The following is a 15,572-nucleotide window of genomic DNA, read 5'->3' on the forward strand; positions in this document are numbered from 1 at the left end:
TAAGTGATGCTTTTACTGCCTGTTTTTAAACGACATTAATGACTATAGTTATACTGAAAAACACTGATTTTGTCTATAAAAAGCGGTTCTGTATGGGTGTTTTTTAAACAAGAACTAACAATTTATTAAGCCTAAAAAAACAATTAATTAATACTGATAATTGTTAATTTAATATGGCCTTATTTGCAAATGTAAGCGCGCCAGGGTGACGATGAAAGTTACCATTGGTCATATCTAAATGTTTCAACCAAAGTTGTCTATACTGCGCTGAGAGCCCTAACTGCTGATATTGCATAATAGACCAATTTTCACTAGGTTTATAAGCAATACCTCCTACCTGGCAACTCTTTGCTTTATGCCAACCTGTTGGCGGTGACTCACCATGAGAAATAAATAAATTAGGTGCAACAAAACCCGTTTTTGCACACAACCATGCTTGCTTAGTTTTAGGCAAAGCGTATTCATCTTCAAAACCGTTAAAATGCATCAGCTCATGCAAAAATATACTGTATTTTGCTTTTGAGTTTATTAGCATTGTTCCCTTCGTGACATTAGCCGTTCCATCTTTAGGCATCATCACTATAAAATCAAAATTGTTAGGAAGCTGGCTATTAAGTTTAGATGATTGCCAGTCACACTTTGCTATTTGACTAGTACTACTTTTACACTCAAGCATACCCGCAACGTAAACGGGTTTTGAAAAGCAAAAAATATTTTCACGGGGCTCTGGTTGTTTATTATAAGCATTAATAAACTCTGTAAGTTTATATAAGCCACTGCGATGATCGCTCATAGTCAGCACGTTAAACATACATTGCTTATTAGGTTTGCTTATATTTCTTAAAGATGAAAAACCGAGATCGTGGATAAACGCGGTAGATATTTTACTCTGTGGTATTTTTAACTGAAGTTTTAGATGATTTAGTACATCCCCTGCTGGTAATTTGTTTTTACTAGCGAGTAACTCTAAATCGCTCCAACGTGATTGCTCAAGTAACTTTGTTGCTAATATTTTACGCTCTGGGATTGTTAAGTCATTTATAGCGGAGAGCCAAAATTGTTTTGCAGTATCACTCTGACTGCTTTTAATAAGCTTAAGAGAATACATATATTGTGCTGAGGAAATTTTACTGCGAGCAAGTATAGCTAAAGAGGTCTTTGGTAACTGCTCTAGGTGATCAGAAAAATAAGCTGGTGAATTCCAATAACTTTGTAGAACATTGGCTTTTGTATTTAAAACATGCCAAAAGCCAATAGCGCCAAGGTAATTACTCGAGCCTGTAATTAACAAACAACATAGTAATACACCTATTAATTTAAAACGCTTAACTTGCGTCAACACCTTCCATCAACTCAAGTTCTAAACGCGCATATTTGTACTCAATAAACTCATGTACATTGGTTGCTAGCGCAAGCCTAAAATAGTCTGATGCTAAGTACAGCTCACCCGCTGCTTGATGCATTTTGGCTAAGTAAAAATAAGCTTCACATAAACGTTGCGCATATTCTTGCTCAGTTCTAACACCATCACTAATGCCTGATAAAAATGCATGTTCACTCATATCGCCCGTATAAAGAGAAATTAACTGATACGCCCATTGTGAATCATCAAGCGCAGTCGCATTTTGTTTAAGGGCATCAAGTGCGATTACTTTATCCTCTTGTGCCTGGGCTAAATAAACCCATAAAACACGGTACGGATCGTTAGGAGAACGGGCTAAAAACTCATTAAAGTCATTTTTAGCAAGGCCAGCTCTATCGCCGTAATACAGTGCAATTCCTCGATTTAAATAGGCGTATTCATGCTCTTCATCAAGTTCTAGAGCTGAATCGAAAAACTCATAGGCTTTTTCGTACTGCTGCATAAGCGTATGTTGAATACCTAAAAAATTATACACTTCAGCTAAATCAGGCTTAAGTTTTACTGCGCGGTTAAAATCAATACGCGAAAGAGTGGTCATACCTAGACTATCGAAAAGTACACCACGGTCGTAATAAAGCTTAGCTTGTTGCTCTTCGCTTAAGTCAGCCCTATTCAATAACTCTGAGTAGCGTGCAATAGCAATTTCACTTCTAAAGTCAGAGGCTAAAGGTGCAGTAAATGGCACATTAACAATCGGGGTTGGTTCTGATTCTGTTGTAGTTTGGCAAGCGCTTAAAGACAAAATAGCAAAAGATGCCAAAGCTAAATGTTTGAGTATCATTAAAATCCTTAATACCAAGATATATCGCGATTAATATAAGACAGACCTTGTCCAATAAGGTTTCATTAAAGCATAAAAAAAGGGGCTAAACAGCCCCTTTTTTATCATCTAGCTAATATAACTAGATTAATAAGTTAACAATTACGCGTCAGTTGGCGCGTCAGCTGCAGGTGCTGCTGATTCCATTGCTTCTTTAATACTTAGACGTACACGGCCTTGGCGATCTACTTCTAGTACTTTAACTTTAACTTCTTGACCTTCAGAAAGGTGATCAGCCACGTTATTAACGCGCTCAGTACTAATTTGAGAAATATGTACTAGACCATCTTTACCAGGAAGAATGTTTACAAACGCACCGAAATCAACAATACGTACAACTTTACCTTCGTAGATAGTACCTACTTCAAGTTCAGCTGTTAATTGCTCAATACGGCTAATTGCATTAGCTGCACTTTCGCCATCTGTAGCGGCAATTTTAATCGTACCGTCGTCACCGATTTCAATCGTTGTACCAGTTTCTTCAGTAAGCTGACGAATAGTTGCGCCACCTTTACCGATAACTTCAGCGATTTTCTTCTGTGGGATTTTCATTGTGTATATGCGAGGAGCAAACATTGATAGCTCTTCAGAAGGAGCAGAAATTGCTTCGTCCATCACTTCTAAGATATGTAAACGTGCAGCTTTTGCTTGTTTAAGCGCAATTTGCATGATTTCTTGAGTGATACCTTCGATTTTGATATCCATTTGAAGTGCAGTGATACCTGCAGCTGTACCAGCAACTTTAAAGTCCATGTCACCTAAGTGATCTTCATCACCTAAGATGTCAGAAAGAACAACGAATTTATCGTCTTCTTTAACTAGACCCATCGCAATACCGGCAACAGACGCTTTAATTGGTACACCGGCATTCATAAGTGCAAGTGAAGTACCACATACAGAAGCCATTGAAGATGAACCGTTTGATTCAGTGATTTCAGATACTACACGGATTGAATATGGGAATTCAGTCAATGTTGGCATTACAGCAGCAATACCACGCTTAGCAAGGTTACCATGGCCGATTTCACGACGCTTAGGAGAACCAACAAAACCAGTTTCACCTACACAGAATGGAGGGAAGTTGTAGTTAAGCATAAAGTGGTTTTTATGAGTACCCGTTAAATCGTCGATTAACTGTGAATCACGTTCTGTACCAAGTGTAGCTGTTACTAACGCTTGAGTTTCGCCACGAGTAAAGATAGCAGAACCGTGAGTACGCGGTAATACGCCAGTCATTACATCTAGTGCACGAATCATATCTGGTTCACGACCATCGATACGTTTTTCGCCAGAAGCGATACGGCCACGAACGATTTTCTTCTCAAGTGAACCGAAGATTTTACCAATTTCTTGCTTATCTAAAGACTCGCCTTCAGCAAGTTCAGCTGTTAACACTGCAACAACTTCATCTTTAGCTACGCCAAGTGCTTCTTTACGCGCTACTTTATCAGTGATTAAGTAAGCTGCGCCTACTTTATCAGCAGCAATTGCTGCAACTTTATCTTCTAGTGCAACGTTTTTAGCTGGTGCAGTCCAATCCCAAGTAGGCTTGCCTGCTTCTGCTTTAAATTCTTCGATTGCAGTGATGATCGCTTGAGATTGCTCATGACCATATACAACAGCGCCAAGCATTACGTCTTCTGCAAGTACGTTAGCTTCTGATTCAACCATAAGTACCGCTTTATCAGTACCGGCTACCACTAAATCAAGTTGGCTTTCTTCAAGCTCTTTTAATGTAGGGTTAAGTATATATTCGCCGTTGATGTAACCAACGCGAGATGCACCAATTGGACCACTGAACGGGATACCAGAGATAGCAAGTGCTGCTGAAGTACCAATCATCGCAACCATATCAGGTTGGATTTCAGGGTTAACAGAAACAACAGTAGCAATAACTTGTACTTCGTTTACAAAACCGCTTGGGAAAAGTGGACGAATTGGACGGTCAATAAGACGTGCAATAAGTGTTTCGCCATCGTTAGGACGACCTTCACGCTTTAAGAAACCACCTGGGATACGACCAGCAGCGTACATACGCTCTTGGTAGTTAACTGTTAGTGGGAAAAAGTCTTGGCCAGGTTGTGCTTCACGCTTACCAACAACAGTTACTAAAACTGAAGTGTCGCCAATGCTTGCAAGTACAGCGCCGTCTGCTTGACGAGCGATTGCACCAGTTTCTAGAGTCACTGTATGTTGACCTAGTTTGAATTCTTTAATAATTGCTTGCACTTAAAATATTCCTTAAATGTATTCTAATAAGTTGTCATCAAAGTACCAATTACAGTACATAATTGTATTCAGTTGGAAATCAATTAAGTACTACAATTGGCAATGATGTGAATAAGCGTAGATAAACCTTTTTACCTACGCGCATAGTATATACCAAAGCTGCTTCAAAATGCGAGTCTAGGGTGTGTTGATCTTTGTGGATTGAAATTTGTTCAATCTAGGGGCGATTTAATCACGGCGCGAGATTTGTAACCTAGTGGGCTAAGTAAAAATCGAGCAACAAAGAGTTAATCGCCCCTAGGATGAACCCGCAGGGCAGCGCATGTTTGGCATTTATGCTGCGTTATCGACTATTTATGGGGAATAACCACACTACATAGGCGCTGCCTTGCCTAAAGACCAAACATACAGCTGCAAAATTAATCACGAAAGGTCAACACACACTCGCTACTAGATTTAAGCTGGGCTAATTAGCGGGTAAATACAACAGCTATTGGTAGTCTATGAAATGGGGGTTTTATATTATAATTCAATAGGTTTAAGAATTTTCTTAATTTGGAAACACAAATTTTAGGCACAAAAAAAGGAGCTAAAAAGCTCCTTTTTCTATAATCTAGTTCTTAGCGACGTAGGCCAAGTTCTTTGATTAACGCAGTATAACTTGTGATGTCTTTACCTTTAAGGTAATCAAGTAGTTTACGGCGAGTGCTTACTTTACGAAGCAGACCACGACGTGAGTGGAAGTCATGCTTGTGATCAGCAAAGTGACCTTGAAGCTTGTTGATGTCAAAAGTAAGTAATGCTACTTGTACTTCTGATGAACCTGTATCGCCTTCTGCACGTGCAAATTTAGCAATGATATCGATTTTTTCTTGATTGCTTAGTGACATAGTAACTCCAAAAATTAAATTTAAAAGGTGTCTTAGCCGATCACTAATTCAGCCAAAACGATTAAGCGGGCGTATTCTACCAACTCTAGGAATAACTACAAGCTAATTATCCCCAACTACAACTAATAAGCCACCGTTAGGCACATTAGTTGCTTATTCAGGCTTCACGTAATCGTCTTGCTGACTAGCAAGACCACGTTTAACCTTTAAATGACCGTTTGAGTTGCGCTCACCAGTACCAATAAATATATTATCCGCAACAACTTTAATTGCACCATCAGGTAAAGCGATTGATAATTCTACAGCTTGCCCGTGACTAAAAATTCCCCCTTGTTCTTTTGTAATTTCAACAATGGGTAAATCAGTTAAAGCAGTATCAATTGGTAGCAATAGCGAGTCTAAATAAGTTGAAGGCGCAAGCTCTTCTTCTTTCGCTTTAGCAAGCAACGCTTCAATCTCATCTAGCGAGACCATTTTATCTGCCGGATACTGACCAACAGCGGTTCTGTGGAGCATAATAACGTGTGCGCCACAGCCTAGGTTTTCGCCTAAATCATCAACGATTGTACGAATGTAGGTCCCTTTAGATACATGGGCCGTCATTTGTAATACGTTGCTTTGTTCATCAAATTCGTCAAACGATAAGCTAAACACGTTTATTTTTCTGCATTTACGAGGAACTTCAATACCTTCGCGCGCGTACTTATATAACGGTCTACCTTGGTACTTAAGAGCTGAGTACATTGACGGATATTGTTCAGACTCACCAACAAAAGCAGCTATTTCTTTTGTTAGCTGTTCACGCGTAACGTTCACATCTTTAGTGCTAACAATTTCGCCATCAGAATCTGATGTTGTTGTACGCTCACCCAGTTGTGCACGAACGATATAGGTTTTATCTGTATCGAGTAAAAACTGCGTAAACTTAGTCGCTTCACCAAAACAAATTGGCAGCATACCTGTGGCAAGTGGATCTAAAGCACCTGTGTGCCCAGCTTTTTGCGCAAAATAAACACTTTTGGCTTGCTGTAATGCTTTATTTGATGAAATGCCTTCAGGTTTGTTTAACAACAAAATACCGTCAACTGCACGGCCTTTACTGCGCTTTGCCATCTGTATCAGTGCCTTCTTCGCTATCTGTATCGTCTACGTGATCAGTACCTTCTTCGCTATCTGAAACATCAGCAGCATCAACACTTTCTACGTCTTCATCTACATGCTTTGCGTTATCTTCGCGGATAATAGAATCCACTAAGTTAGAAATACGCATACCTTCCATTAATGAGTTATCAACTACAAACTTTAACTCAGGCATTATACGTGCACGGATACGCTTACCAAGTAACGAGCGAATATAGCCCGTTGCTTCATTAAGTACTTTTGCGCTTTGCTTTGCTGCGTCTTCATCTTGTGTGTTAAACACAGTAATGAAAATTTTGGCATAAGATAAATCGCGCGATACTTCTACCGCTGACACTGTCACCATACCTAAGCGTGGATCTTTAATTTCGCGTTGTAAAATTACAGCAATCTCTTTTTGGATTTGCTGTGCAACACGATCAGTGCGAGAAAATTCTCTCATTATACTTGTCCTAAAATAATAACTTATTGAAATTAAATAATAAGTTAACTAAATAATGGATATGCAAATGGGGGCTAAGCCCCCATTTAAAATCTTAGCGTAGGGTGTGTAGAACGTCCGGCGTTAACCTGAGCGTTCAATACTCCCTAGTAACAATTATAGAGTACGTTGTACTTCAACTGTTTCAAATACTTCGATTTGGTCACCAACACGTACGTCATTGTAGTTCTTAACGCCGATACCACATTCCATGCCGTTACGAACATCAGCAACATCGTCTTTAAAGCGACGAAGTGACTCAAGTTCACCTTCATAGATAACAACGTTTTCACGTAGTACACGGATTGGAGCGCTACGTTTAATAACACCTTCAGTAACCATACAACCAGCGATTGCGCCAATTTTTGGAGACTTGAATACGTCACGAACTTGAGCAAGACCAATAATTTCTTGTTTAAACTCTGGCGCTAGCATACCTGACATTGCTTGTTTAACTTCGTCAATCAAGCTGTAGATTACGCTGTAGTAACGTAGGTCTAAGTTTTCAGTCTCGATAACTTTACGAGCTGAAGCATCAGCACGAACGTTAAAGCCAACTACAATTGCGTTAGACGCTGCAGCTAGTGTTGCATCAGTTTCGGTAATACCACCAACACCTGAACCAACAATCTTCACTTTCACTTCATCAGTAGAAAGTTTAGTTAGTGAATCAGAGATTGCTTCGATAGAACCTTGAACGTCTGCTTTAAGTACCACGTTAACTTCAGAAACATCGCCTTCAGTCATGTTAGTAAACATGTTTTCAAGCTTAGCTTTTTGCTGACGTGCTAGTTTAACATCGCGGAACTTACCTTGACGGTATAAAGCAACTTCACGCGCTTTACGCTCATCTTTAACTACAGTCGCTTCGTCACCTGCAGCAGGAATACCAGAAAGACCTAAAATCTCAACTGGGATAGATGGGCCAGCTGACTTAATGTCTTTACCGTTTTCATCGCGCATTGCACGAACACGGCCATACTCAAGACCACATAATACAATGTCACCTTGGTTAAGCGTACCAGATTGAACAAGTACTGATGCTACTGGACCACGGCCTTTATCAAGACGAGATTCAATAACAACACCAGCCGCCATACCTTCAGTAGGTGCAGAAAGCTCTAAAAGTTCAGATTGGTTCAATACTGCTTCAAGAAGGTCGTCAATACCTAAGCCAGTTTTAGCTGAGATATGAACGTACTGCGTATCGCCGCCCCATTCTTCTGGAATAACGTCTAGTACAGCAAGTTCGTTTTTAACACGATCTGGATCTGCGCCTTCTTTATCCATTTTGTTTACTGCGATGATTAAAGGAACGCCAGCTGCACGAGCATGCTGTACCGCTTCTTTAGTTTGTGGCATAACGCCATCATCTGCTGCAACTACTAGGATTACGATATCAGTCGCTTTAGCACCACGAGCACGCATTGAAGTAAATGCAGCATGTCCTGGTGTATCTAAGAAGGTGATCATGTGACCGTTTACATCAACATGGTATGCACCAATATGCTGTGTAATACCACCGGCTTCGCCAGAAGCAACCTTCGCAGAACGAATGTAATCAAGAGTTGATGTTTTACCATGGTCAACGTGACCCATTACAGTTACTACTGGAGCACGTGGCTCTGACTTACCATCTTCGTGGCGGTCATTAAGTACTGTTTGCTCTAATTCGTTTTCTTTAACAATGATAACCTTGTGACCCATTTCTTCTGCAACTAATTGTGCAGCTTCTTGGTCAATCACTTGGTTAATAGTAACCATGTCACCCATTTTCATCATTGTTTTAACAACTTCAGCGCCTTTAACGGCCATGCGTGATGCAAGCTCAGCTACTGTAATTGTTTCGCTAATACGCACTTCATTTTTAACATCAACAGTTGGTTTTTGGAAACCATGTTGTAATGATGCAGGTGCTTTTAACTTAGACTTGTTACGGCCTCTTGATGCTGCAAATTTATCTTTTGCTGGCGCTTTTTTCTTTTTCTTAGCACGGCGTGTACCTTGCTCATCACGAGCATCGGCAACATCTTCTGCTTCACGTGCATAAGTAGAAGTCGTAAGATGGTGATCCGCTGTTTCTTCGCGTTTCTTACGTTCTTCTTCTTCTTTCTTCCAGCGTGCCGAGTTTTCTTCAGCTAGCTTTCTTGCTTCTTCTGCTTGACGTTTCGCTTCTTCTTCAGCTTTCTTCAATGCGGCCTCTTCTGCTTCTTTTTGCAGACGCTCAGCTTCTATGCGATCTTTCTCAGACTTAGCACTTTGCTCTGGGGTCATCTGCTTTTGTTTCGCTTTACGCTCTGCATCAGCTTTGCGTTTAGCTTCTTCTTTGGCTTTACGGTCGGCTTCTTCTTTCGCTTTGCGTTCTGCCTCTTGTTTCGCTTTTAATTCTGCGGCTTCTTGGTCAGCTTTTTGCTGTTCTTCAAGACGCACTTTTTCTTCAGCAGCTAAGCGAGCTTGCTCTTGTTCTTGTTCCATTGCGCTTTTCTTCACGTAAGTACGTGTTTTGCGAACTTCAACTTGAACATCTTTTGCTTTACCAGTAGAGCCCGTAACACTTAAAGTGCTTTTGCTCTTACGTTGTAAAGTCATACGCGCTGGGCCATCTGAACCTGTACCGCCATGATGCTTGCTTAAATGATCAAGTAACGTTGCTTTTTCAGCTTCTGTTACGTTATCAGTTGCTTGCTTAGTGATACCTGCTTGTGAAAACTGCTGTAGCAATTTATCAACAGTCGTACCTATATCGCCGGCTAGTTTTTCAACATTTACTTCTGCCATAGTGTGTAATACCTCCGTTAATAAATTACTCGTCTGCAAACCAACAAATGTTTCGTGCAGCCATAATCAGTTCACCCGCTTTTTCAGATGAAAGTTCTGTGATATCAACTAATTCGTCAATACCTTGTTCTGCCAAGTCTTCAAGTGTAACAACACCCTTGCTTGCCATAACAAATGCTAAGTGACGCTCTAAGCCTTCAAGCGCAAGTAAGTCTTCAGCTGGCTCTGCGCCATCTAAGCTTTCTTCCGTTTTAAGTGCTTTAGTTGTCAATGCATCTTTTGCGCGTGAGCGCAATAAATCTACAGTCTCTTCATCAAGACCATCAATTTCTAAAAATTCAGACGCTGGTACATACGCCACTTCTTCAAGTGTCGAGAAACCTTCGTTGATAAGTAATGATGCAAACTCATCATCAATTTCTAAATTTTCAGTGAATAAGTTAAGTAACTTATCAGATTCAGCTTCATTTTTAGTACGCATGTCTTCAACAGTCATTACGTTTAGTTCCCAGCCAGTTAACTGACTTGCTAAACGAACGTTTTGACCATTACGACCAATTGCTTGCGCTAGGTTATCTGCTTCTACAGCGATATCCATTGAGTGAGTGTCTTCATCCATTACGATTGAAGCAACTTCTGCTGGCGCCATTGCATTGATAACAAATTGTGCCGGGTTGTCATCGTAAAGTACGATATCAACACGCTCACCGCCAAGTTCTGACGATACAGCCTGAACTCGTGCGCCACGCATACCAACACATGCACCAATTGGGTCAATGCGTTTGTCGTTAGATTTAACAGCAATTTTAGCGCGTGAACCTGGATCACGTGCTGCTGCACGTAATTCAATCATCTCTTCGCCAATTTCTGGCACCTCAATGCGGAATAATTCCATTAGCATTTCAGGTTTAGAGCGCGTTACAAATAATTGTGCACCGCGTGCTTCAGGCTTAACTTCATATAAAAGACCACGGATACGGTCACCCGGGCGGAAGTTTTCACGTGGTAACATGTCATCACGATAAATTACCGCTTCTGCGTTGTTACCTAAATCAAGTACGATTGCATCGCGAGTTGCTTTTTTAACAACACCCGTTACCAGCTCGCCTTCTTGATCTTTGTATGCTTCAACAACTAAAGCGCGCTCAGCTTCACGTACTTTTTGTACGATAACTTGCTTAGCCATTTGTGTTGTAATACGGTCAAATTTGATTGAGTCGATTTGCTCTTCAACATAATCACCCATTTGCAAATCAGGTTCTTCAACCTGTGCTGCTTCTAGAGTGATTTCGCTGTATGGGTTCTCTAAAGAACCATCTTCTAATACAGCGGCAATCTGCCAACGACGGAACGTATCGTAATCACCGGTTTTACGGTCAATTGCTACGCGTACTTCAATTTCGCCATCGTGTTTTTTCTTTGTAGCTGTCGCTAAAGCGAACTCTAGAGCTTCAAAAATCTTTTCTTTTGGAACCGCTTTCTCATTGGAAACGGCTTCAGCAACCAATAATATCTCTTTTGCCATGGGTAATGCCTCGCTTGCCCTATTCCTTCGCACTCGAATTTAAAACTTCGCGATTAAATTCGCACGTTCGATGTTACTAAGCATGATCAGATGCTCTGCACCATCGCTAGATAGTGTGATCATATCGCTGCTAACTGCTACTAAGTCGCCTTTAAAATTACGACGACCATCCTGTGGAAGTTTAGTACGCACGCGTACTTCCTCTCCTTGCGCCTGCTCGTAGTGATCTTGTTTGAATAATAGACGATCAACACCAGGAGACGATACTTCCAAATCATATTCATTTGTAATTGGGTCTTCGACGTCTAAAATCGCACTAATTTGGCGACTTGCATCCGCACAGTTATCAACTGAGATCCCATCCTCATGAGCAATATATACTCTTAAGGTAGAATGGCGACCCGCTTGCACAAATTCAAGACCATGCAATTCAAAGCCTAACATTTCTACCGCAGGCGTTAACATGGTTACTAAATCTTGTTCAAGTTTTGTCACGAAAATCCTCCATACAAACAAAAAAAGGGCTTATAGCCCTAAAATACTGAGTTTAAGTTTTAATTTGATGACAATTGCCACAAATCGCAAGGTGCAGATACAACAACGCCCCGAACCAAGCGGGGCGTCACACCAATAAAGCATAAAACTGTGTGGCCTAGGGCCAAGCTTGGTTGCGAGTCAGTAAACTGACCTAATTAAACTACATAGTCTAAAACGCAAAACGCGCATTACTTAGAATGCGCGATATAAATTAGTAAGGTAATACCTACTAGTAGAATTGGTTGCGGGAGCCGGATTTGAACCGACGACCTTCGGGTTATGAGCCCGACGAGCTACCAGACTGCTCCATCCCGCGCCAATAGATATCAAACTTTAAATTTAATATCGCTGTTAGCTGTTTTACAACATGCTAAACAATGGCCGCTATTATAAGGATGTACGGGATGATTAGCAACTATAATACGCAATTAGTTTATAAAATTTCCAATTCGTCAAGATGCTAATTTAATGTATATATAAGTAACATAAGTAATCAATCAATTTTATAAAATGCTGTCTCTAAATTATTAAATATTACAGCTTATTATTTTTGAGTGAAAATCAAACAAACTAAATTTGAGCTACCTTAGTACCTTCTAGATGCTTACAATTTACCAGAAAATAAATTGATATAACTAAAACCCATACTTTAACACTAAAAAAACGTGCAGAATTTTATCTGCCCGCTATAATCAATTTTATGCCACTTAATAATAATAGTTATTACTCACTGCAGCGAGATAAAAATGAATCAACAACAATCAGCATTGTTAAATAACTTAACAATTATTAAGCCAAATTTTCATGCATTCACGGCTCGATTTCACAGTAAATTGGCTGAATCTAGCATTGAAATGAATTACCCAACAGCCTTACAATTTAACGAAAAGAGTTTTACCCTTTTTTGTGTGTTAGAACGAATTGTTAAACATTTAGATAAGCCAGCATCGGTAGCTCCTTTTTTAGCACATCATTTAATGTACCTAAAAAAAAGCAGTGTTTCACAAAATGACATTGCACTATTATCTGATGCGTTTTACGAAACCCTTAAAGAGCACCTTGGTAAACACTTTACTCCTGAGAGCCAGCTCGCTTGGAAAAAAGCCCTTAAATATTTTGAAAACTTTGCCAGCAATATTCTATTTAATGTATCTAATGTGGTTTCGTTACAACAAAAAATGCAGCAAAAGCAAAGTAATAAAATTTAAATATAAAATTTTAGGGGTGGCAATTTAACTTACTTAACCTCCCCATTAATTAAACTCATTTGCACACCATGATCCAACACGCCTTTATTGCCTTGATAATCGGTTAAGCCTTTTTGCTCTATTCACTCGTAGTTAAATAGTAAAACGATCCTTTAATTAAATACGTCCGTATAAAAAAATTTGGCTTTACTATGACCCATCACAAAACACTCAGACTAATACTAGGCGATCAGCTAAACCCATCTCATTCATGGTACAAGCAAAAAGACGACGACACGCTTTACCTCATCGCAGAACTAAAACAAGAAACTGACTACGTTAAACATCACATTCAAAAACTGTGTGCTTTTTTTAATGCTATGGAAAACTTTGCAACTGCATTAAACACGGCAGGTTTTAATGTTTTGCATTTAACACTTGATGATACCGATGACGACAAGGACTTGATTGAATTACTCAAGCGAGTTGCCGATAAATACCAATGCGACTCTATTGAATATCAATACCCTGACGAGTTTAGGCTAAAATCTCAATTAGCTAAGTTTAAAAGTGATAGCTCATTAAATGTAATTGCTACAGATACTGAACACTTTTTATTACCGTTCACCGATATAAAAACACGCTTTACAAAAAACAAGCATGTAACAATGGAGCACTTTTATCGTGCTATGCGTAAGCAATTTAATATATTAATTGATGATGCAAAGCCAACTGGTGGCAAATGGAATTTTGATAGTAATAATCGTAATAAATTTTCTAAAAAAGACTTAGCCGACATCCCAGAGCCTAAGTTATTCAATACTGATGTTAGCAGCATTATTTCTCGTTTAAATAAACACAACGTCACTTATTTGGGTGAAATAAATGAACATTCACTGGAGTGGCCAACAACGCGTAAACAAGCGATTGAATCTCTTGAATACTTTTGTGAGCACTTACTTAGTCGCTTTGGTCACTTTCAAGATGCGATGACAGATCAAAGTAAAAACAATACCAGCCTGTACCATAGCCGTTTATCGTTTGCCCTAAACGCAAAAATACTCCACCCGTTATATGTAATCAAACGTGTAATAAGCGAATACGAACAAAGACCCAATGAAATATCCCTCTCGCAAGTTGAGGGCTTTACCAGGCAAATATTAGGCTGGAGAGAGTATGTACGTGCCATTTATTGGATTAACATGCCCGACTACGCAGTTAAAAATCAATTACAAGCCAAAAATAAACTGCCATCTTATTTTTGGAACAGCTCTACAAAAATGAATTGTCTAAGCCACTCACTCAAGCAAAGCCTTGAAACCGCTTATGCTCATCATATTCAGCGCCTAATGGTTATTGGGAACTTTTGCATGCTCACAGGAATAAACCCTGATGACGTAGACAACTGGTACTTAGGCGTTTATATAGATGCCATAGAATGGGTAGAAATGCCCAACACCCGAGGCATGAGTCAGTTTGCCGATGATGGAATAATTGCAACAAAGCCTTATGCTGCAAGCGGTAACTACATTAATAAAATGAGCGATTACTGCAAAAGCTGTCAGTACGATGTTAAACAAAAAGTAGGAGATAAAGCCTGCCCGCTAAATAGCTTGTATTGGCATTTCATGAATAGACACAGAGACAGGCTAGAGAAGAACCCACGTATTGGTATGGTATATAAAAACTGGGATAAACAAGATGAAACACTTCAAGAACAAGCGCTGCAACAAGCAACCTACTACCTTAATAATTTAGAAGCGCTTTAAGTAAAAAAACCGCCTCAAATGAGGCGGCTAAATAATCAGGGGAATATGTACTTTAGAAGACTATTTACCTTCTATTAGATTGCTATTACCAATTTCTATTTTACGTGGTTTAAGTGCTTCAGGAATTTCACGCTGTAACTCTATGCTCAATAAGCCGTTAGCTAAATCGGCACCAAGTACTTTTACATGGTCTCCAAGCTGAAATTTACGTTCAAAGTTACGCTCTGCTATACCTTGATGAATAAACTTACGTTCATTATTTTCATCTTTATTAGCTTTAATACCTGCAACTTTTAATGTGTTGTTTTCTGACTCAATGGTTAATTCACTATCACTAAAACCGGCAACGGCCATAGTGATTCTGTATTTGTCTTTATCGAGTGCTTCTATATTGTAAGGAGGAAAACTCGGCTGCTTGTCTGTATTAGCTGCCGCATCCATAAGTGATGCTAAATGTTCGAAGCCGATAAATGAACGATAAAGTGGTGATAAGTCTACTGTACGCATAATAATATCCTCATATTTAAGCGATATTTTGCATGTGCTTTTCTATTGAACAAGCTCAAGCAAAGTTTAATTAATAATATAAATTTCAATTGTTTAAGTTTAATTTAGGACCCATCAGGCGTCCTACTTAACTATATATGGACGGTAAAATTGTTTTCAAGTAAATTTATTAAAAATAAATAAAAAAGGCACTGAAGAGCTGTCTCTTGATCACAAGTCTGGCTCAAGAGATTTTGCTAAATCGTAGCCTTCCAGGATGGCTTGTAACTTAAGCCATCCTTGCCAT

12 protein-coding genes and 1 tRNA gene are annotated in these 15,572 nt (G+C 39.5%); 2 read left to right on the forward strand and 11 right to left on the reverse strand.

Translation table 11 applies throughout. The annotated features are described in order from the left end of the window. Positions 1 to 163: 163 nt before the first annotated feature. From GQR52_RS14860 to GQR52_RS14905, 10 genes are all read right to left on the reverse strand, one after another. On the reverse strand, positions 164 to 1,339 hold the full coding sequence (locus GQR52_RS14860) for a hypothetical protein (protein WP_165728933.1): 1,176 nt from the start codon (positions 1,337 to 1,339) through the stop codon (positions 164 to 166). Continuing rightward, complete coding sequence (nlpI, locus tag GQR52_RS14865; protein ID WP_010554683.1) at positions 1,326 to 2,204, reverse strand: lipoprotein NlpI; 879 nt, start codon at positions 2,202 to 2,204, stop codon at positions 1,326 to 1,328. The genes GQR52_RS14860 and nlpI overlap by 14 nt, the downstream gene beginning before the upstream one ends. Positions 2,205 to 2,345: 141 nt before the next feature. Beyond that, positions 2,346 to 4,472, reverse strand: coding sequence for a polyribonucleotide nucleotidyltransferase (gene pnp, locus GQR52_RS14870; RefSeq protein ID WP_165728934.1), 2,127 nt, complete (start codon positions 4,470 to 4,472; stop codon positions 2,346 to 2,348). Positions 4,473 to 5,092: 620 nt separating this feature from the next. Beyond that, the gene (gene rpsO / locus GQR52_RS14875) at positions 5,093 to 5,362 is read right to left on the reverse strand and encodes a 30S ribosomal protein S15 (RefSeq protein ID WP_007585509.1); all 270 of its coding nucleotides are present in this window, start codon (positions 5,360 to 5,362) and stop codon (positions 5,093 to 5,095) included. Positions 5,363 to 5,515: 153 nt separating this feature from the next. Continuing rightward, positions 5,516 to 6,475, reverse strand: a complete 960-nt coding sequence (gene truB, locus GQR52_RS14880) for a tRNA pseudouridine(55) synthase TruB (RefSeq protein WP_165728935.1) — start codon at positions 6,473 to 6,475, stop codon at positions 5,516 to 5,518. Beyond that, the gene (gene rbfA / locus GQR52_RS14885; protein ID WP_007585506.1) at positions 6,459 to 6,944 is read right to left on the reverse strand and encodes a 30S ribosome-binding factor RbfA; all 486 of its coding nucleotides are present in this window, start codon (positions 6,942 to 6,944) and stop codon (positions 6,459 to 6,461) included. Before rbfA ends, truB begins: the two co-directional genes overlap by 17 nt. 156 nt (positions 6,945 to 7,100) lie before the next feature. Next, the gene (gene infB, locus GQR52_RS14890) at positions 7,101 to 9,761 is read right to left on the reverse strand and encodes a translation initiation factor IF-2 (protein ID WP_007585504.1); all 2,661 of its coding nucleotides are present in this window, start codon (positions 9,759 to 9,761) and stop codon (positions 7,101 to 7,103) included. 25 nt (positions 9,762 to 9,786) lie between these two features. Further along, positions 9,787 to 11,286 carry a transcription termination factor NusA gene (gene nusA / locus GQR52_RS14895; protein WP_007585502.1) on the reverse strand — a complete coding sequence of 500 codons (1,500 nt, stop codon included), beginning with the start codon at positions 11,284 to 11,286 and terminating at the stop codon, positions 9,787 to 9,789. Between the two features lie 39 nt (positions 11,287 to 11,325). Further along, positions 11,326 to 11,781, reverse strand: a complete 456-nt coding sequence (gene rimP / locus GQR52_RS14900) for a ribosome maturation factor RimP (RefSeq protein WP_002958482.1) — start codon at positions 11,779 to 11,781, stop codon at positions 11,326 to 11,328. Between the two features lie 281 nt (positions 11,782 to 12,062). Next, positions 12,063 to 12,139 (reverse strand) — tRNA-Met (locus GQR52_RS14905). 430 nt (positions 12,140 to 12,569) lie between these two features. Between GQR52_RS14905 and GQR52_RS14910 the strand changes: the two genes are divergently transcribed. Both GQR52_RS14910 and GQR52_RS14915 read left to right on the forward strand, forming a co-directional pair. After that, positions 12,570 to 13,031: a globin domain-containing protein gene (locus GQR52_RS14910; RefSeq protein WP_010554682.1), complete on the forward strand. Its 462-nt coding sequence runs from the start codon at positions 12,570 to 12,572 to the stop codon at positions 13,029 to 13,031. 191 nt (positions 13,032 to 13,222) lie between these two features. Next, a complete protein-coding gene (locus GQR52_RS14915) occupies positions 13,223 to 14,779 on the forward strand; it encodes a cryptochrome/photolyase family protein (RefSeq protein ID WP_165728936.1) in 1,557 nt (518 codons plus the stop codon). 60 nt (positions 14,780 to 14,839) lie between these two features. On the opposite strand, the gene GQR52_RS14920 is transcribed toward GQR52_RS14915, so the two are convergent. Further along, positions 14,840 to 15,286, reverse strand: a complete 447-nt coding sequence (locus GQR52_RS14920; protein ID WP_007585496.1) for an Hsp20 family protein — start codon at positions 15,284 to 15,286, stop codon at positions 14,840 to 14,842. Between the last annotated feature and the right edge of the window lie 286 nt (positions 15,287 to 15,572).

Origin of the sequence: Pseudoalteromonas sp. 31A1 (genome assembly GCF_011378815.1) — a bacterium.
GTDB lineage: Bacteria > Pseudomonadota > Gammaproteobacteria > Enterobacterales > Alteromonadaceae > Pseudoalteromonas > Pseudoalteromonas arctica.